Origin of the sequence: Natronorubrum marinum (genome assembly GCF_052040125.1) — an archaeon.
Classification (GTDB): domain Archaea; phylum Halobacteriota; class Halobacteria; order Halobacteriales; family Natrialbaceae; genus Natronorubrum.
Genome location: NZ_JBPPFV010000002.1, coordinates 824,675 through 840,362 on the forward strand (window position 1 = coordinate 824,675; position 15,688 = coordinate 840,362).

Below are 15,688 nucleotides of genomic sequence, written 5' to 3' on the forward strand. Positions count from 1 at the left end.
ACTACCCACATGGGGCCTGATAAACCCACAGTCCGGTATCGAACCCGATCAAATCGAACGGCCCGCGGCGCGATTAGAACAGGTGCTTCTCTTCGTCAAGCAGTTTCGCGGGCCCGCCGACGTTCCAGACGGTGGTCGAGACGCCGCAGTCCGAAATCTCTTCTTCGACGCGCTCGGCGTGCTCGTCGGTGGTGTTGACGTAGACGCTCGCGCCGGTGTCGGTCGAGAAGTAGACCGGGATATCCTCCTCTTCGCGGAGTTGGCGGACGCGGTTGAAAATCTCGAGGGTCGCGGGCTGCCAGTAGACCCAACCCGAGGGGCCGGTCATCGTGGTCGCGGCGAGCGAGAGCGAGTCGTGTTCGGCCATCTCGAAGGCGTTCTCGAAGTCGTTGTTTCGGAGGTAATCGCGCATCTTGGCGATCTGGCCGTGGATGTGGGCGTTGCGGGCCTGGAACATGTGACTGTCGGCGGCCTCGTTGTGGGCGTCTTCGGTCTCCTTGTGGTACGGAACGAGACCCACGATGATCTTGAGGTTCTCGTGGAGATCCGTCGGAATCCGTCGGGAACGACAATCCTCGTCGTTCATCCCCGTATGAAGCTGGGAGAACGCGCCGGTGACGGCGCGCGCGGCCGAGGCCGATCCGACGCGGGCGATAGTCGAAATCTCCTGGCGCGAGGCGTCGAGTTCGGCCGCGTCGGCGAGCGCCATCGCGGCGGCCGCAAAGCCGGACGAAGAGGAGCCGAGACCGACGTTCGAGGGGAAGCTGTTCTCGCTCTCGAGACGGACCGGGTAGACGGTGTGGGCGGCGTCGGACTTCGAGCGCGCTTTCTCGACGACGGCTTCGACCCGTTCGTGAGCGCGGCCGTCGAGTTCCTCGCCGTCGACGACGAACGTGTCCTCGTCGTAGTCCATCGAGAACTCGACGGTCGTGCGCGTGTGGCTCGGGGCCGTACAGAGGCTGATGCTGTCGTGGTACGGAAGCCGCTCGATATCGTCGCGCATGCCGTGGTACTTGACCAACCCCTGAATCGGGTGGGCCATGGCGGTGGCTTTCATACCCGGATACGCGGATGACGCCCGCTTAAAGTTCACGGCATCCGATCGATCGTCGACAGATCGGGCCGCGTTCGTTACTCGAGGTGCGCGACGATGGACCGTCGCCACGCCTCGAGCGACTCGATATCGTCCTCGAGTGCGGCGATCCGAGCCTCGACGTCGCTCGACGTCGACTCCTCGAGGGCCTCGAGGTCGTCGGTCACGTCGTCGATCTGTCTGGTGAGTTCGGACCTGAGTAACACCACTTCGCGGTCGAGTCGCGCTTTGAGTTCGTCGATTCGCTGCGATTGCTCGTCCGTCCGCGCCTCGAGAGTCGCCTCGCGAGTCTCGAGACGCGTCTCGAGTTCGGAGAGTCGGTCGTCGCGTGTGTCGATCGCGGCGTCGAGTTCCTCTTTCGTCGCTCTGAGTTCGGTCCGGAGTCCGCTCACTTCCGAGCGGCGATCGGTCTGCTGGGAATCGAGGTCCGCGAGCCGGCGAGCGATCTCCTCGAGTCGGGGCTCGAGCGTCGAGTCGAGTCGACTGCGGAGGGCGTCATCGGTGGTTCGCAGATCCTCGATATCCGACCGGATTACGTCGAGATCGCCCCTCGTTACCTCGAGTTCGGCGTGCAAGTCAGCGAGTGTGGTCTCGACGGACTCCTCGCTCACACTCCCATCGGCGCCGGAGACGTCAGTCTCGGTCCCGTCGCCAGCGGCCGCGGAATCGTCGACCTCGAGCGCGCGGCGAAGCGCCGCTCGGTCGGCATCGGTTGCCTCGCGTTGGAGTTCGGATAGCAGCGACTCGAGGACGCCGCCGTCGACCGCGTTCGGTGGCTCGTCTGCCGACGGTGGCTCGTTCCCAGGTGACATCGTTATCGGGTCGGTCGCTCACGGCTCGCTGAACGGCCCGGTGACGAATCGAAGCCGGGTGGTGCGATACAGTGAACAGAGAGCGATCGTTATTTGAACGACAACCTTCACGATAATAATAGTATCCTTCTCTTCGAATACCCACTTCGATCGAACCGAGCATCAACGAAACTGACGCCGGGATCAGCCGGGGGAAGCTGTCAAGGGAATCGAAGACGACGAAGTCGTATGGACGTTGGGCTCACCGTCGGCGACTCGCTCGAGCGCCTGGAGACGACGATCGACGGGTTCGACCTCGCGGAGCTATCGATCGGCGAGGGAACCGATATCGACGAGATCGAAACGGACCGACTCGAGGAAGCGCTGACGGGCGCTGATGCAGACCTTTGCGTCCACCTCCCGTTCAGGCAAGTGGTCGCGACGCCGGTGTCCGAAATCAACGACGCGATCGTCGCGTATCTCTCCCGACTCCTCTCGTGGGCCGGGTCGGTCGGTGCCGAAAAGGCAGTCCTTCACGGAACCGCCCGAAACCCGCACGACACCGGCCTTCGGCCGACCTTCGCCAACCAGTTGCGCGCGATCGGGACGGCCGCAACCGACGCCGGCGTCGAACTCGTCGTCGAGAACGTCGGCCATCAGAAGCGCGGGTTGCCGCTGACGGTCCTCGGCGATCTCGCACGCGAGACGGAGACTGCGGTCTGTTTCGACGTGGGTCACGCATTCATGGAAGACGGCGACGACGGCGTCGACCGGTTCCTCTCGCAGTACGGGGATCTCGTTTCGCATCTGCACGTCCACGACGCACGCAGCCGCGGCGACACGCACCTCCCGATCGGCGCCGGTGAGATCGACTACGAGGTCGTCGCGACGCATCTCGAGGGGTTCGAGGGAACCGTCGCAGTCGAAGTTTTCACCGACGACGTCCCGTTACTGTGCGACAGCGCACGGCGCGTGACAGACACGTTAGCAATCGATCCGTGACTGCAACCGCTCGAAATAATTGGAGGAGGGAGAAAGCTGACCACCGAGAGCGAGAGTCGTATTCAAACGGTGCGTTTCGCTGAACGGTCGCCGGCGTTGCCTGATAGTCTTTTGAGACGCCGCGGGGAAGGAACGATCGATGTCTCGTCAATTACTCGTTCCGATCGACGGATCACCAATGTCCAGACGCGCACTCGAATACGCGTTCGAGGAGTATCCCGACGCACCGATCGTCGCGATTCACGTGCTCGATCCGATGGATCCGGGCTACAGTTCGGCAACCGAAGTCGACGTTCGGAACGAACCGCCACACGGTTCCGAGGAGTGGTACGAACGAGCGCGCGAGGAAGAGGATCGAATCTTCGACGAGGTTCGCGAACTGGCTGCCGAGTACGACGCGACGGTGTCGACCGAGACCACGAGCGGCGAACCCGCACGCGAGATTGTCGATTACGCCGACGAGAACGAGATCGGCGGCATCGTCATCGGTAGCCACGGCAGGACGGGCCCGACCCGGCTGTTACTCGGGAGCGTCGCCGAAATGGTCGTCCGTCGATCACCGGTCACCGTCACCGTCGTGCGCGACGAGTCCGCTCGATAGTCGTCGAATCAGGGACAGGGTCACCGAACGACGGTGACCGGAACGTCCGCGCGTCTGACGACGAGTTCCGCGGTACTTCCGAGCCGTAGTTCGGAGACGCCGCTCCGTCCGCGGTTCCCCATGACGATCCCGTCGAAATCGCCGTCCGCGGCGTAGGCGACGATCGTCTGTGCCGGCGAGCCGAACGCGGTGTCGGTTTCGACCGCGGTAGTCCCTTCGTCGGTCCCGGCGCGCGCGTCGTCGAACAGTGCGATCGCTTCGCCCCGCTGTTCGTCGAGCCAGGCTTCGGATAACGGCGGCAGTTGGTCCTCCGCATTGGGCGTCAGTTCGAACGGGTCGATCGCGTGAAAGAGGACGATCCGCGCGTCCGGGAACGTCTCGAGTGCGTACTGGAACGCCGTCTGTGCGTGCTCCGAGCCGTCGTGGGGGACGAGAATCGATTGGGGCATCGTCGTCGTTCGTCGTTGGTCGGAGAGCGTTGTAAACCCACGCGACGGACTCACGGCTCCCGATCGTCCTGGCTTAGCGCTCGAGCGACTCGTCTCCGTCGTCGGTGTCGCCGGCCGGAACGACGACGACGGGAATCGACGCTTCTCTGAGCAGTCGATCGGTCGTACTCCCGAGGAGCATATCCGCGACTCGGCTCCGTCCCGCTCGGCCGACGACGAGCGTGTCAATCGCGTTCTCGTCGGCGTACGCGAGGATCGCGTTGGCGGGGCGGCCGCGACGGATCGCGCCCTGAATCTCGAGGTCTCGATCCGCGACGGTCGCGACGAGATCGTCGACGAGTCGTTCCTTCGTCCGCTGGAGTTCGTCGACGTCCTTTACGCCGAAGTGCATCGGATTCGTCGTCGTATCGACGATAGCAAGCACGTGAACCGATGCACCGGTTTGTTCGGCGAGTCCCAATGCGCGCTCGAGCGCTTCGTCGGCGGCGGCGCTGCCGTCGGTCGCGACGAGGATCGATCGAATCGGCCCAGCCTGGTCGGCTCCGGACATCAGTAGTCGTAGCTCAAAGGTGAAGTCGATAGTACGTAACGGTTCGCGTCCGCTTATCGAACGACGACGACGGGAACCGTCGCCCGACGAACGACGTTTTCCGCGACGCTCCCGAGCAGGAGTCGCGAGACGCCCGCTCGACCGTGACTCCCCATCACGACCGTATCGTACCCCTCGTCCGCTGCCCGTTCGACGATGACGTGGTCCGGTTTGCCGGTGTCGAGTTCCGTCTGCAGTTCGTGGCCGCTCTCGGCCGCGATTTCCGCTGCTTCCTCCAGGACCGTTTGCCCGCTCTCTTCGTCGACGACGGGAACCCTGTCTTCGGTCTCCATGAACGCCTCCCAGTAGCCGTCCGGGATCGGAACGACGTAGAGGGCGGTGACATCGGAGTCAGTAAATTTCTCGAACGCGTACTCGAGTGCCTTCTTGGCCGGGGGTGAGCCGTCGTACGGCACCAGGATTCGATCGGTCATAGCCGTTTCTACGCCTTCCTCGGGTATAATACTCTCATCTCGACGACTCACGTATCGTCACCAGAACTGACGCGAACTCGAACTTTCGGACTGGAGAACGTCGTCCGCAGAGACGCGGATAGCAACCGCGATCGGCCCCTGTTATCCGTCGCGCACTCGGCGGTGCCTGAAACCTATTTGGTCCGGGTGGTGGTGAAACAGCACGTTCATGTACGGTACGATCCTCGTCCCGACCGACGGAAGCGATCCCGCGAATCGGGCGGTAGAACACGCGTTAGAACTCGCGGACAGGTACGATTCTCGAGTGCACGCGATCTACTGCGTCGAGACGCACCGATACGGCGAACCCGCCCTCAGCAGCGCCGAAATCGTCCTCACGAACCTCGAAGAACAGGGGGAGTCGATGCTCGAGGATCTCGGTGATCGGGCGGACAATGTGGGCATCGAGTGCACCTGGAACGTGTGTCACGGACGGCCCTGGGAGGAGGTACAAAAGAAAGCCGATGAGTTGGACGCCGACCTGATCGTAATCGGGTTTCAGGGACAGAACCACGTGCGAACGAACAGAATTGGAAGCGTGGCCGAGCGCGTGGTCCGGACCGCAAATCGGCCGGTGCTGACCGCCTGATCGTCGCGTATCGTCCGTCCTCCGACTCGAGCGATCCGAATCATCTCACGCCGAGCCCCCTCGAAGTTATTGGGCAGGGAGTGGAGCGTCACGTATGACGTTCGTCGTTCCATTCGATGGGTCAGCACTCGCAGAAGCCGCCCTCGTCAGAGCATCGGAGTACGGAGCCGCGCTGGACGAAGACGTCACGGCCGTGACCGTCGTCCCCGAACGAAAACGATACGCACGGGAGAAGGGATGGATCGACGCCGACGAATCGTTCGACGTCGATGCGACCGTCGAACGACTTCGGGAGCGAGTCGAGGAACTCGTGCCGGACGCGTCGTTCGAATACGAGCGAATGCGCGAGTTTCCGCCCGAACGACGGATCGCCGACCATATCGAACGGCTGGCGATAGCACAGGATCCGAGCGTCGTCTTCCTCGGAAGCGATAACGTCGGCCGCGTCGTCACCCCGCTGACGAGCGTCGGCGTCCACATCGCCGCGGAGGAATCCTACGACGTGTTCGTCGTTCGCCACCGAACACCCCCGAAACTCGAGACCGTCGATCCGCACGACGAGTTCTATCGGGAGACCGAACCGACCGAGTGAACGCCGCCGTTTCGTCTCACTGAAACCGCTACTCGGCCGCTCCCGTCGGCGCGTCCGGTTTCGACGCCCCCGTGATTTAACACGACATTCCGAAAAGCGATACCCGATGTACGATCGACTCCTCCTCCCGACCGACATGAGTCCCGGCGTCGATCAGGCCATCGACCACGCTATCGACGCCGCGACTCGATACGATGCCGAACTGCACGTGCTGTACATTGTCGACACCGACGCGTACAGTTCCTATCCCGGTGACGAGTACGTCCACGAGTTCGAAGGACTCGAACGTGCCCTCGAACAGGCCGGTCGCGACGCGGTCGACGAGATTGCCGAACGAACCGGCGAGGAAACCGTTCCAACCGAGACCGAGATTCGCCACGGCGTCCCCCACGAAGAGATTCTCGCGTACGCGGACGAGGCGGACATTGGACTCACGGTTCTGGGATCGAAACACCGATCCGGTGAGTACCGCCGATTGCTCGGAAACGTTGCCGAGCGGGTCGCCCACATGACCGAGCGTCCAGTGACGATCGTCAAAACCCCCGTCGCCGAGGAGTGAGCTTCGGTTCAGAGGGGGGCAAACGGATCCACGGACCGGGAATCGACGGCCACACCAGCCGCGTTCGACAGCCTCAGTTGGACTCGCCTCCGGCTTCGAACGCGGGCGGCAGCCCCTGGTGTTTGACGCCCGTTTGTTCGCGAATTCGGAACTCGTAGAGTTTGACGTCCCCCGACAGCGACGCCGTCTCGAAGAGATTCGGCTGCCACACGTCACTCATCGTCTCCTCGAGGTCGTCCCACTCCGACTCGGGAACGACGGTGAGCGCACCCGTCAGAAGGACGCTCTGCCAGTTGTACATCGTATCGACCGTGTAGACGAGGAAACTCGCGGTCTCCGTTTCGTCGCTTGCGCTCTCTTTCCGGCTACTGGATCCGAGCAGGTACGTGAAATAGAGCCGGTCGTCTCCGTCGTAGCCGTACGAGAGGGGGAGGAGGTAGGGGACGTCGGCGTCCGGAAGGCCGAGAACGCCGATCTTCTGGCTCGAGAGAAACTGCCGTATCTCGTGGCCGTCCATCGCTTCCAGCCCGTACTCCTGTAGTTCGTCGATCGACATCTGCGGATACTGTCTCCGAGTACACAGAAAAACCCCACACCCCGCTCGGCCGGCGAGAGCGCCGCGGTCGAGTCGTTCACCGACCGGGCCCCATCCTATCGAACGACGACGACCGGCATCGGTGCCCGGCGGACGACCGACTCGGCGACTGTGCCGAGCAGCAGCCGCGAGACACCGTTCCGGCCGTGGCTTCCGACGATGATCGTGTCGTAGGCATCGTCGACCGCGTGCTCGACGAGCCGGTGGTCGGGTTTTCCCGTCGCGATTTCGGTCTCGAGATCGCGACCCCGCTCGCCCGCAAACTCTACTGCGCTCTCGAGGACGCCCTCAGCGTGTTCGCGCGCTCGCTCGCTCAGCGGGAGTCGCAGCTCCGGTCCCTCGAGCGCCGCGACGGTACCTGCCGGTATCTGCACGACGTACAGCACCGTTATCGTCGCCTCGGGGAACGTCTCGAGGGCATATTCGAGTGCCGCCGCCGACGGGTCGGAGCCGTCGTACCCGACGAGGATTCGGTCGGCCATAGTCGGTCTACTCGATCTCGAGGGATAGTTCTCCCCCCGACGACGCGGGACCCGACCTCACAGCGATCGAAAAATAACGCAATCGTCACTCGTCACGGGAGCAGTCGCCGCAGACGCGAGGGAACGGGATCGTACCGCTTCGCCAGGATAACCGTGCCGGCTGCGTGTCGGCCGACCGCTTCGGAGACGGTTCCCAGAAGCGTGCGCTGGACGAGGCCGCCTCTCGAGACGCCGAGAACGGTCACGTCGTGCCGACTCGTCCAGTCGGTGATCGTCCCCGCGACGGTATCGCTCTCGACGAGCGCGCGCTCGACCGACTGCTCGTCGTCGAATTCGGCCGCCGCGTCGGCGAGCAGCGCCTGCGCGTCCTCGCCCGAACGGTCGGGGTCGTCCGACTCGAGGAGGTGCAATAGGGTGACCGATGCATCGTTTCGCCGGGCGATCGACGCGGCGGTCTCCGCCGCGAAGCCGCTGTGTGGACCGCCGGCGATCGGCACGAGGACCGAGTCGACGGCGTCCGGTCTCGGCGTCTTGATCCGCTGGACGAGGACGTCACAGTCGGCGTCTCGCAGCACTCTGTCGACGTGAGATCCCAAGATGACGCCCTGACGGGGCGGTCGGCCGCGCCATCCCAGCAGGATCGCCTCGACGTCGTGCTTGTCGACGGCGCCGACGATCCCCGTCGAGACGCCGCGAGCTAAACGAATCCGTGTATCAACCGGAATTTCACGGGATTCGACTCGCGCCGCCGCCTCTGCGAGCGTGTCCTCGACGTGGTCCTCGAGCAGGTATCGACGGCCGTCCTGCAGCGACAGTTGTGACGGGACGTCGAGAACGTACACGAGAAGGATGCGGTACGACCGATCCGCCGCGATATCGATCGCCGTCTCTAGCTGGCGGTCGGCGGTTTCCGCGTTCGCGATCGGGACTAACAACGTGTCGTCGGTATCCGATGTCTCGTCAAGCATATTCTTCAGCGTGTCAATCGTATTCCATCGTTATAGTATTCGGTCACGCACGGAAGTGGGAGACCGCGGTCGGTGCGGGCCCGACCGCGATCGGAATTCGAGGATCACGAACCACCGACTTCAGGTGTCAGGTATCCGGGTCTGTCACCAGTTCCTGGTGGCCCTCGATCACTCGCTCAGCCACCAGCCGTACACGTTCGCCGCATCCTCGCGATCGGCCGGCTTCTTGCTTCGGCCGTGGGTCTTCCCCTCGAGTATCTGGCGTTCGATCGCGTTCAGCGCGAGCGAGAACGCGTGTTTATCGCCGTAGCCTTCGTCCGAGGCGATGAACAGACCCTTGTCCGTGTAGAGTCGGACTCGGGCCGACACGAGCGGAATGCCCCGAAGGCGCTCTTTGTGCGCTTTGAAGTGTACCTTCGCCTCGAGCACGCGCAGCTGTCGGTACTTGCGGGTCACGGATTCGATCCGCTCGGCGAGTCCCTCCCGAGTCGTGTCCGTCATCAGCTCGCTGCCGAACACCTGGACCGAGAGCTGTCGGTCTTCGGACCAGGTCAACGACTCGAGCAGATCCGTCTTCGTGACGATGCCAACCAGCGAGCCGCTGTCGTCGGTGACGATCGACGAGGAGGCGCCGAACTCGAGCATCGTCTCGAGCACGTCGTCGAGCGTCTCGTCGAGCCTCGTCGTCCCGAGCGTGTCGACCATCACGTTCCGCACCGGTAGCTCGAGAAGGTCGACGCTCTCGCCCTCGCGAGCGCCGAAGCCGCCGTGGTGGCCGCCCGTGCTCGCGTCCATGTGTCCGTCGGGGTCGCCACCCTGCGAGCGCTGCAGTTCCCTCGTGACGAACTCGAGGACGTCGTAGAGACTCACGATTCCGACGACCTCGTCGGTGGTTCCTTCGGCGACGACGGGCAGATGCTCGATACGTTCGGTTCTGAACGTCGCGAGTGCCTTGCCCAGCGAGGTCGTCGTCTCGACCGTCACGATCTCCGTCGTCGCGACGTCCGCCGTCTCGAGGACGGAGAGAAACGGCTGGACCGTCCGGAGGAGGTCGTCGGTCCGAACGACGCCGACGAGTGCTTCAGCCTCGAAAACCGGCAACAGTCTGGTGTCGCCCGCGATCATGAGCCGCGCGGCCTCACGAACGTCGTCGTCGGAGCTAACCGAGGGGACGGCTCGGACGAGCGACCGAGCCTTCCGCGACGTCTTTTCGTGTGAGGAGAGCACGTCTCGGCGCGCGACTACGCCCTCCAACTCGCCGTCGCGGGTGATGAGCAGCGCCTTTCGGCCTGCATCTTCGAACGAGCCGCGAAGCTTCGAGACCGGCGTCGTTTCGTCGTACGTGTCGAACTTCCGGTCGACGATATCCGTTAACTCCATGCTCGAGAGACGGGACGAAGGGAGATACCTGTTGTCGACAATTCCCGCGTCCGTGTTGTATACGTAACACTCAACAGTCGACGCTCACCGGTCCACACGCGATGACCGCTGACCGATACGCTCAAATGGCCGCTCTCGCAACGAACGCCCCATGGGAACCCCGCTCGAGAGCCGCACGGAGCAGGCCGAAGAAGTCGTCGACCGCCTCGAGGAGGCGTATCCGGATTCGACCATCTCGCTGCGGTACTCGAATCGCCTCGAGCTGTTGATCGCGGTAATTCTCTCCGCGCAGTGTACCGACGAGCGCGTGAACAAGGAGACGAAGAAACTCTTCGAGACGTACGACGGCGCCGAAGACTACGCCAACGCGCCCCAGGACGAACTCGCCGAGGCCCTGAACTCGATCACCTACTACAACAGCAAGGCCGAGTACATCCGGACCTCCTGTGAGATCATCCTCGAGGAGCACGACGGCGAGGTGCCGGATACGATGGACGAGCTCACGGAGCTGTCGGGCGTCGGCCGGAAGACGGCCAACGTCGTTCTCCAGCACGGCCACGACGTCGTCGAAGGGATCGTCGTCGACACGCACGTCCAGCGGCTCTCTCGCCGACTCGGGCTGACCGAGGAGAAGCGCCCGGAAGCGATCGAACAGGAACTGATGGAGATCGTCCCCGAGGGCTACTGGCAGCAGTTCACCCACCTCTGTATCGACCACGGGCGGGCGATCTGTGACGCACGAAATCCCGACTGTGCCGACTGCGTGCTGGCCGATATCTGTCCCTCCGAGAAAGGCGACAGCGAGATCGATCTCGCCTCAGGCGAGCCCTGGTAGTCAGCCGGACGCGGCGCCGTCCGACGTACATCCCCCCATATCACGTCGCCGACCTGTGCAAGCCCAACGCCTTTTCGCGGATCGACGGTACCTGCAATCGGGATCAGTATGTCCGACAACACTGACGAGACCGGCAAAGACGAACACGGGCGGGACGTCGAACTGACACACGAGGACACCGACGCCGACGACGAGGAGGAGCTCACCGAAGAGGAGATGGAGGCCCGCGAGCGCCATGACGAAGAACAGCGCCGGCAGGACATCGAACACAAGTCCGACGATCGGGTCGACGACGCGCTCGAGCAGGAGAATCCGGACAATCACCGCGACGAAGAGCCGTTCAACGGCTAACCGCGGTTCGACGTTCGCTGTCGCGACGCTCGCGAGCCGACGACCCGCCGATGCCGGCGCTCGTTTTTTTCGTTCTGTCGAGGTCTCGAATGAGCTTCGTCCGCGCAGGCTGGAAGAGCCTGAATATCCGTGTTCTGGATCCCAGGTCGCCCATCTCGAGAAGGCGAACGGTATATCCCAAATCGCCCCCTACCCCGACGCGTGCAACTAGTCGGCTACGAACCGAGTGGACGCGGCGCCGCGCTCTTGTGCAGCGACGGCGGTTCCCTCGAGCGACGCTACCTCGAGCCCGGCGATACGCTCTCCTATTCGCTCGAGGGGCGCCACTGCGCCGGAACCATCGACTGGAGCGGAGACGAGCCCGAACACGTCGCCTGCGACCGGCCGTCGACGCCCTACTGCGAGTACCACACCAGCACCTGGATCTGCGCTCGCTGTACGGGCACCTGCCTGAAAGACGAAATGGACTGCTACGAGGAACACGCCGTCTACGTCGCCGCCTTCGCCCCCGACACGTTCAAAGTCGGCGTCACCAAATCTCGACGGCTCGAAACCCGCCTTCGAGAACAGGGAGCCGACCGCGGTGCCCACATCCACACCGTCTCGAACGGTCGAATCGCCCGCGAAATCGAGGCCGAGATCGCCGAGTGGCTGGTCGACCGCGTTCGGACGCCGACGAAAATCCGCTCGCTCGCCTCGAGCGTCGACCGTGAGGCCTGGGAGGCCGTCCTCGCCAAGTTCGACGTTCACGAGCGATTCGCGTTCGACTACGGTCTCGGCCTCGAGAGCCAGCCGGTTCCCGAGACGATCGCGTCGGGTATCGTCGTCGGCCTAAAGGGACGGCTGCTGGTCCTCGAGAACGGCGGGACGACCTACGCCGTGGACATGCGCGACCTCGTCGGCTACGACGTCACCGAGGGGACGACGAGCCGAGATCTCCAATCGTCGCTCGGCTCGTTCGGCTGAGCGACGGCACCGGGGGGCTGCAGGCGAACTCGCCGCAAGGACGAGATATCGCGATTGTCCGATTTCATGTCAGGTAATCACCTCACCGCGAACAGCTATACAGCTGGTATGCGTACGTCTATCATGGTCTTGAGTGACAAGAAAACCGGCACGATGGGGTCGCCGATCGACGATATCGCGTACCTCGCGCGGTCCGAGCACCGCGTTCGAACGCTTGTCGCTCTGCGCGACCGTCCCCGGACCCGATCCGACCTCTGGGAGCAGACCGGCGTTTCGTCGTCGACGATGCGACGGACGGTCCGGGCGTTCGAGGAGCGCAACTGGATCCACAGGGAGGGACACGTCTACGAGACGACGCAACTCGGCGCGTTCATCGCCTCCGCGATGGAGGAGCTGATCGGTCGAATCGAAACCGAGCGAGCACTTCGCGACGTCTGGCACTGGCTCCCGGGCGACGAGAACGGATTCACGCTCGAGGTCTGTGCCGACGCCGTCATAACGGTCGCCGAGCCCGACGCGCCCTACGGACCCGTTAATCGCTTTTCGGCGCTGCTCGTCGAGACGGACGAGTTCCGGTTCGTCGGCTCCGATATCGCCGTGCTCGAGCCGTGCAAGGACGTGCTTCGGAAGCGAATCGTCGACGGCATGGAAACGGAGATCATCGACCCGCCGGCGGTCGCACGGCGGATTCTGTCGACGTATCCCGATCACTGCTCGGAACCGCTCGAGCGAGCGAATTTTACGGTCCTGCTACACGACGAACTGCCGCCGTACGGCGTGGGGCTCTTCGACGATCGAATCGCTGTCAGCTGTTACGATCGGGCCACCGGGTCGGTCCGGGTGTTGATCGACACCGATGTCTCGGCGGCCTGGGAGTGGGCCGAGTCGGTGTACGCGGCCTACCGGGACGACGCACGTCCGCTTGCGGAGGAATCACTCCTCGAGTAACGAACGCCGTCACGCCGCCAGTCGGTACCGTCGGCAGGAACGCTGCTACACCACTGATCGGTTCCGAATCGACCGAGGCAAGAGACGTCACACCGGACCCGATCCGCTACAGTCACCGACTGCACGTCCGGCAGCCGCTGCCCGCCGTGCAGCAGATGCCTATCTAACCCTCGTCGTCGTAGCCCGTTCCGGGAGAGTTACCATGGTATCAACGCAAACCCAACAGGAGATCGAACAGACGCTCGGACAGGTGCCGAGCTGGATGAATCAGCTCGCGGAGCCGGCGAGCGACCACAGCTGGGGGATCTTTCGGGACCTCACGCTCGGAGAGAGCGAACTGACCCCGCGGGAGAAGGCCCTCGTCGGCGTCGGCGTCGCGGCGTCGATCGGCTGTCCCTACTGCTCGCACTTCCACCGGGAGGAGGCTCGTCTCGCGGAGGTCTCGGACGACGAACTCGAGGAGACGGTCACCATCGCGGGGACGACCCGGTACTTCTCGACGGTGCTCCACGGCAACGAGATCGACCTCGACGACTTCGTCGACGAGACGGACGAGATCGTCGACTACCTCAAAGAACAGGAGGCCGCGGCCGCCGGTGCCGACGACTGATCCGGCAGGACAAGCGCCGCTTCCTCGCCGTCGCACACGGGCCGGTCCCGCATCCGCGTTCGTCCGACTCCCTCGCGAAGGGCATCCGTTTCGTTCAGTACTCGAGTTTGACGTTGCCCGTTTCGCCCCACGCCTCGCGTCTCCCGTCGCTAACTCCGTAGTCGATGCTGTAGGGCGTCCGTTCGTCCCAGCCCTCCCCGCTTAGGTGGGCCGCAACCTTCTCGGCCGCCGCGTCGTAGCGATCGCCCCGGTGGAAGTGTTCGGAGGTGAGATCGACAACGTCCAGATGGGCGTGGATCGCGGCTCGGTCCTCGTCGACCGCCCAGGCGTGAACGTGGTTCCACCCGTCACCCAGTCGAGGTCGCCGAGCGGAGATCCGGCGGGACGAGCGCCTCCTCGTCGGCGTCCCACGCGTTGGCCGTCGCGTCGGGGAAGACGCGAGTCCAGTCGAGGTTCGAGAGCCCCGAAAAGCCGTCTTCGATCGTGTCGATCGCGGACGCGTCGCCCGTCGCCCGCGCGTTGACGTTGATCGGCATCACGGGGTTCCACTCGCCGTCGGCGTCCGGCTTGTAGAGACAACGAGGGTAGTCGGCGTCGTCGTTTCGGTCGACGTCGACGACCGCGTCTTCGGGCCGCTCGCTCGCGCCGGCGACGGTCGCGCTCCCGCCGACCGCCAGTGCGCTGCCGAGGCTCGCAATAATTCGTCGTCTGGTCGGGTCACAAGCCACGCGCGATCACCCGCGACTCGAGTCGGCGGTATCGTCATCGCCTATCACGTCGCCGGCCATCGATCTCGAGGTCATGACCTCGGCTTGGTCGACACTCGGTACAAGGGTTCGGCCTAAGTGCTCGTGGTCGCCTCGCCGCCGCGAACTCGAAAAGCGTACGACCGCTTCAGGGACCGATCCCTTCCACCGGAACCTCCGTCTCGCAGTTCGGACAGGCCGCGTGCTCCTTGGACCCCGTATAGGTCCACGTCTTCCCGCACTCGTGGCAGTCCAGTTCGACCGAATCGGGGGTTCCCGTTCCCGTTTCCGTGCTCTCGGAATCGTGACGCGCGCTTCGAAACCGCGAGACGACGGTCTCGAGGTCGTCAAGTTCCTTCTCGGGAAGCGGGAGACCGCCCTCGCGGCCCTCGACGACGAGTCGGTATTCGGCGTCCGCGTCGTCGTCTCCCGCGACGACCGCGTACCGCCCCTCGCTCACGATCGGTTCTCGCTCGGCGTGTTCGTCGGCCATGCGAGAGAGTACCGTGCCGAGTCGGTTCGTTCTTGTGCCGGCAACGGCCTCGTGTCGACGACGGTCCCACGGGCGACTGGACATCCCCCTCAGCGACTGGACGGCCCGCAGGACTGTCGCGCCGTCCGAGACATGGCAATCCTTTTCCGCGGCGGTACAGAATCCCGGGGTATGTCCGAGGAAAACGAAGCCGACAACGGTAGCGACGACGGCGAGGAGAAGTCCTTCCGCGAGCGGGTCGAAGAGATTCGCGAAAAGCGCGCCGAAGAGGGCGAAGGCGAGGGCGAGCCGCCGGAGAGTCCGTTCGGCGGCGGTGGCGGCCCCGGCGGCCCCGGCGGCATGGGCGGCGGCGGCAACCCGTTCGCACAGATGATGGGCGGGATGATGGGTGGCGGTGGCGGCCCCGGCGGCATGGGTGGCGGACCGGGCGGCCCCGGCGGCCGCGGCGAAGAGGTCGGCAACGAGGAACTCGTCCAGGAAGTCCGACAACTGCGCGACGAGATGCGCGACCAGACGCGCGCGCTCAAGCGGATTGCCGACGCGCTCGAGGACAACTAACGCCCGCTACTCCTGCGG

22 protein-coding genes are annotated in these 15,688 nt (G+C 64.2%); 11 read left to right on the plus strand and 11 right to left on the minus strand.

Annotated elements, in window-relative coordinates; all coding sequences use genetic code 11:
* Nucleotides 1-73: 73 nt before the first annotated feature.
* Together mvaD and ACSFC5_RS13715 are read right to left on the minus strand one after the other, a co-directional pair.
* Nucleotides 74-1,057 (minus strand): phosphomevalonate decarboxylase MvaD, encoded by a 984-nt coding sequence (gene mvaD, locus ACSFC5_RS13710; protein ID WP_440765808.1) that lies wholly within the window; start codon nucleotides 1,055-1,057, stop codon nucleotides 74-76.
* Nucleotides 1,058-1,131: 74 nt separating this feature from the next.
* Complete coding sequence (locus tag ACSFC5_RS13715; protein WP_440765809.1) at nucleotides 1,132-1,905, minus strand: hypothetical protein; 774 nt, start codon at nucleotides 1,903-1,905, stop codon at nucleotides 1,132-1,134.
* 228 nt (nucleotides 1,906-2,133) lie between these two features.
* Between ACSFC5_RS13715 and ACSFC5_RS13720 the strand changes: the two genes are divergently transcribed.
* The gene (locus ACSFC5_RS13720) at nucleotides 2,134-2,886 is read left to right on the plus strand and encodes a sugar phosphate isomerase/epimerase family protein (protein WP_440765810.1); all 753 of its coding nucleotides are present in this window, start codon (nucleotides 2,134-2,136) and stop codon (nucleotides 2,884-2,886) included.
* A 139-nt stretch (nucleotides 2,887-3,025) separates the two neighbouring features.
* The gene (locus ACSFC5_RS13725; RefSeq protein WP_440765811.1) at nucleotides 3,026-3,487 is read left to right on the plus strand and encodes a universal stress protein; all 462 of its coding nucleotides are present in this window, start codon (nucleotides 3,026-3,028) and stop codon (nucleotides 3,485-3,487) included.
* A 20-nt stretch (nucleotides 3,488-3,507) separates the two neighbouring features.
* Here ACSFC5_RS13725 and ACSFC5_RS13730 read toward each other — a convergent pair whose 3' ends face one another.
* From ACSFC5_RS13730 to ACSFC5_RS13740, 3 genes are all read right to left on the minus strand, one after another.
* A complete protein-coding gene (locus ACSFC5_RS13730) occupies nucleotides 3,508-3,936 on the minus strand; it encodes a universal stress protein (protein ID WP_440765812.1) in 429 nt (142 codons plus the stop codon).
* Nucleotides 3,937-4,009: 73 nt separating this feature from the next.
* Nucleotides 4,010-4,486 carry a universal stress protein gene (locus tag ACSFC5_RS13735; RefSeq protein WP_440765813.1) on the minus strand — a complete coding sequence of 159 codons (477 nt, stop codon included), beginning with the start codon at nucleotides 4,484-4,486 and terminating at the stop codon, nucleotides 4,010-4,012.
* Nucleotides 4,487-4,539: 53 nt separating this feature from the next.
* Nucleotides 4,540-4,959: a universal stress protein gene (locus tag ACSFC5_RS13740; RefSeq protein WP_440765814.1), complete on the minus strand. Its 420-nt coding sequence runs from the start codon at nucleotides 4,957-4,959 to the stop codon at nucleotides 4,540-4,542.
* A gap of 208 nt (nucleotides 4,960-5,167) precedes the next feature.
* Between ACSFC5_RS13740 and ACSFC5_RS13745 the strand changes: the two genes are divergently transcribed.
* From ACSFC5_RS13745 to ACSFC5_RS13755, 3 genes are all read left to right on the plus strand, one after another.
* Entirely contained in the window at nucleotides 5,168-5,587 is a 420-nt protein-coding gene (locus ACSFC5_RS13745) for a universal stress protein (protein WP_440765815.1), read from the plus strand.
* 94 nt (nucleotides 5,588-5,681) lie between these two features.
* Nucleotides 5,682-6,179 (plus strand): universal stress protein, encoded by a 498-nt coding sequence (locus tag ACSFC5_RS13750; RefSeq protein ID WP_440765816.1) that lies wholly within the window; start codon nucleotides 5,682-5,684, stop codon nucleotides 6,177-6,179.
* A 106-nt stretch (nucleotides 6,180-6,285) separates the two neighbouring features.
* A complete protein-coding gene (locus ACSFC5_RS13755; protein WP_440765817.1) occupies nucleotides 6,286-6,738 on the plus strand; it encodes a universal stress protein in 453 nt (150 codons plus the stop codon).
* 73 nt (nucleotides 6,739-6,811) lie between these two features.
* Here the strand turns inward: ACSFC5_RS13755 and ACSFC5_RS13760 are convergent, their stop codons facing one another.
* The 4 genes from ACSFC5_RS13760 to ACSFC5_RS13775 all read right to left on the minus strand — a co-directional run bounded on the left by ACSFC5_RS13760 (nucleotide 6,812) and on the right by ACSFC5_RS13775 (nucleotide 10,163).
* Nucleotides 6,812-7,294 carry a pyridoxamine 5'-phosphate oxidase family protein gene (locus ACSFC5_RS13760; protein WP_440765818.1) on the minus strand — a complete coding sequence of 161 codons (483 nt, stop codon included), beginning with the start codon at nucleotides 7,292-7,294 and terminating at the stop codon, nucleotides 6,812-6,814.
* Nucleotides 7,295-7,389: 95 nt separating this feature from the next.
* Entirely contained in the window at nucleotides 7,390-7,815 is a 426-nt protein-coding gene (locus ACSFC5_RS13765; protein ID WP_440765819.1) for a universal stress protein, read from the minus strand.
* Between the two features lie 92 nt (nucleotides 7,816-7,907).
* A complete protein-coding gene (locus ACSFC5_RS13770; RefSeq protein ID WP_440765820.1) occupies nucleotides 7,908-8,783 on the minus strand; it encodes a universal stress protein in 876 nt (291 codons plus the stop codon).
* A gap of 168 nt (nucleotides 8,784-8,951) precedes the next feature.
* Nucleotides 8,952-10,163 carry a CBS domain-containing protein gene (locus tag ACSFC5_RS13775; RefSeq protein WP_440765821.1) on the minus strand — a complete coding sequence of 404 codons (1,212 nt, stop codon included), beginning with the start codon at nucleotides 10,161-10,163 and terminating at the stop codon, nucleotides 8,952-8,954.
* Between the two features lie 151 nt (nucleotides 10,164-10,314).
* Here ACSFC5_RS13775 and nth point away from each other — a divergent pair, with 151 nt between their 5' ends.
* The 5 genes from nth to ACSFC5_RS13800 all read left to right on the plus strand — a co-directional run bounded on the left by nth (nucleotide 10,315) and on the right by ACSFC5_RS13800 (nucleotide 13,873).
* On the plus strand, nucleotides 10,315-10,998 hold the full coding sequence (gene nth / locus ACSFC5_RS13780; RefSeq protein WP_440765822.1) for an endonuclease III: 684 nt from the start codon (nucleotides 10,315-10,317) through the stop codon (nucleotides 10,996-10,998).
* Between the two features lie 108 nt (nucleotides 10,999-11,106).
* The gene (locus ACSFC5_RS13785; RefSeq protein WP_440765823.1) at nucleotides 11,107-11,349 is read left to right on the plus strand and encodes a hypothetical protein; all 243 of its coding nucleotides are present in this window, start codon (nucleotides 11,107-11,109) and stop codon (nucleotides 11,347-11,349) included.
* A 201-nt stretch (nucleotides 11,350-11,550) separates the two neighbouring features.
* Nucleotides 11,551-12,315: a DUF2797 domain-containing protein gene (locus ACSFC5_RS13790; RefSeq protein WP_440765824.1), complete on the plus strand. Its 765-nt coding sequence runs from the start codon at nucleotides 11,551-11,553 to the stop codon at nucleotides 12,313-12,315.
* 123 nt (nucleotides 12,316-12,438) lie between these two features.
* Nucleotides 12,439-13,263, plus strand: a complete 825-nt coding sequence (locus tag ACSFC5_RS13795) for a helix-turn-helix transcriptional regulator (RefSeq protein ID WP_440765825.1) — start codon at nucleotides 12,439-12,441, stop codon at nucleotides 13,261-13,263.
* Nucleotides 13,264-13,465: 202 nt separating this feature from the next.
* The gene (locus ACSFC5_RS13800) at nucleotides 13,466-13,873 is read left to right on the plus strand and encodes a carboxymuconolactone decarboxylase family protein (protein ID WP_440765826.1); all 408 of its coding nucleotides are present in this window, start codon (nucleotides 13,466-13,468) and stop codon (nucleotides 13,871-13,873) included.
* 347 nt (nucleotides 13,874-14,220) lie between these two features.
* On the opposite strand, the gene ACSFC5_RS13805 is transcribed toward ACSFC5_RS13800, so the two are convergent.
* Together ACSFC5_RS13805 and ACSFC5_RS13810 are read right to left on the minus strand one after the other, a co-directional pair.
* The gene (locus tag ACSFC5_RS13805; protein ID WP_440765827.1) at nucleotides 14,221-14,601 is read right to left on the minus strand and encodes a hypothetical protein; all 381 of its coding nucleotides are present in this window, start codon (nucleotides 14,599-14,601) and stop codon (nucleotides 14,221-14,223) included.
* 166 nt (nucleotides 14,602-14,767) lie between these two features.
* The gene (locus tag ACSFC5_RS13810; protein ID WP_440765828.1) at nucleotides 14,768-15,112 is read right to left on the minus strand and encodes a hypothetical protein; all 345 of its coding nucleotides are present in this window, start codon (nucleotides 15,110-15,112) and stop codon (nucleotides 14,768-14,770) included.
* Nucleotides 15,113-15,244: 132 nt separating this feature from the next.
* On the opposite strand from ACSFC5_RS13810, the gene ACSFC5_RS13815 reads away from it, so the two are divergent.
* Nucleotides 15,245-15,670 (plus strand): hypothetical protein, encoded by a 426-nt coding sequence (locus tag ACSFC5_RS13815; protein WP_440765829.1) that lies wholly within the window; start codon nucleotides 15,245-15,247, stop codon nucleotides 15,668-15,670.
* Nucleotides 15,671-15,688: the final 18 nt, after the last annotated feature.

Excerpts from the sequence above, each read along its gene's own strand:
- mvaD (WP_440765808.1), bottom strand. The coding sequence starts at position 1,057 with ATGAAAGCCACCGCCATGGCCCACCCGATTCAGGGGTTGGTCAAGTAC.
- ACSFC5_RS13715 (WP_440765809.1), bottom strand. The coding sequence starts at position 1,905 with ATGTCACCTGGGAACGAGCCACCGTCGGCAGACGAGCCACCGAACGCG.
- ACSFC5_RS13720 (WP_440765810.1), top strand. The coding sequence starts at position 2,134 with ATGGACGTTGGGCTCACCGTCGGCGACTCGCTCGAGCGCCTGGAGACG.
- ACSFC5_RS13725 (WP_440765811.1), top strand. The coding sequence starts at position 3,026 with ATGTCTCGTCAATTACTCGTTCCGATCGACGGATCACCAATGTCCAGA.
- ACSFC5_RS13730 (WP_440765812.1), bottom strand. The coding sequence starts at position 3,936 with ATGCCCCAATCGATTCTCGTCCCCCACGACGGCTCGGAGCACGCACAG.
- ACSFC5_RS13735 (WP_440765813.1), bottom strand. The coding sequence starts at position 4,486 with ATGTCCGGAGCCGACCAGGCTGGGCCGATTCGATCGATCCTCGTCGCG.
- ACSFC5_RS13740 (WP_440765814.1), bottom strand. The coding sequence starts at position 4,959 with ATGACCGATCGAATCCTGGTGCCGTACGACGGCTCACCCCCGGCCAAG.
- ACSFC5_RS13745 (WP_440765815.1), top strand. The coding sequence starts at position 5,168 with ATGTACGGTACGATCCTCGTCCCGACCGACGGAAGCGATCCCGCGAAT.
- ACSFC5_RS13750 (WP_440765816.1), top strand. The coding sequence starts at position 5,682 with ATGACGTTCGTCGTTCCATTCGATGGGTCAGCACTCGCAGAAGCCGCC.
- ACSFC5_RS13755 (WP_440765817.1), top strand. The coding sequence starts at position 6,286 with ATGTACGATCGACTCCTCCTCCCGACCGACATGAGTCCCGGCGTCGAT.
- ACSFC5_RS13760 (WP_440765818.1), bottom strand. The coding sequence starts at position 7,294 with ATGTCGATCGACGAACTACAGGAGTACGGGCTGGAAGCGATGGACGGC.
- ACSFC5_RS13765 (WP_440765819.1), bottom strand. The coding sequence starts at position 7,815 with ATGGCCGACCGAATCCTCGTCGGGTACGACGGCTCCGACCCGTCGGCG.
- ACSFC5_RS13770 (WP_440765820.1), bottom strand. The coding sequence starts at position 8,783 with ATGCTTGACGAGACATCGGATACCGACGACACGTTGTTAGTCCCGATC.
- ACSFC5_RS13775 (WP_440765821.1), bottom strand. The coding sequence starts at position 10,163 with ATGGAGTTAACGGATATCGTCGACCGGAAGTTCGACACGTACGACGAA.
- nth (WP_440765822.1), top strand. The coding sequence starts at position 10,315 with ATGGGAACCCCGCTCGAGAGCCGCACGGAGCAGGCCGAAGAAGTCGTC.
- ACSFC5_RS13785 (WP_440765823.1), top strand. The coding sequence starts at position 11,107 with ATGTCCGACAACACTGACGAGACCGGCAAAGACGAACACGGGCGGGAC.
- ACSFC5_RS13795 (WP_440765825.1), top strand. The coding sequence starts at position 12,439 with ATGGTCTTGAGTGACAAGAAAACCGGCACGATGGGGTCGCCGATCGAC.
- ACSFC5_RS13800 (WP_440765826.1), top strand. The coding sequence starts at position 13,466 with ATGGTATCAACGCAAACCCAACAGGAGATCGAACAGACGCTCGGACAG.
- ACSFC5_RS13810 (WP_440765828.1), bottom strand. The coding sequence starts at position 15,112 with ATGGCCGACGAACACGCCGAGCGAGAACCGATCGTGAGCGAGGGGCGG.
- ACSFC5_RS13815 (WP_440765829.1), top strand. The coding sequence starts at position 15,245 with ATGGCAATCCTTTTCCGCGGCGGTACAGAATCCCGGGGTATGTCCGAG.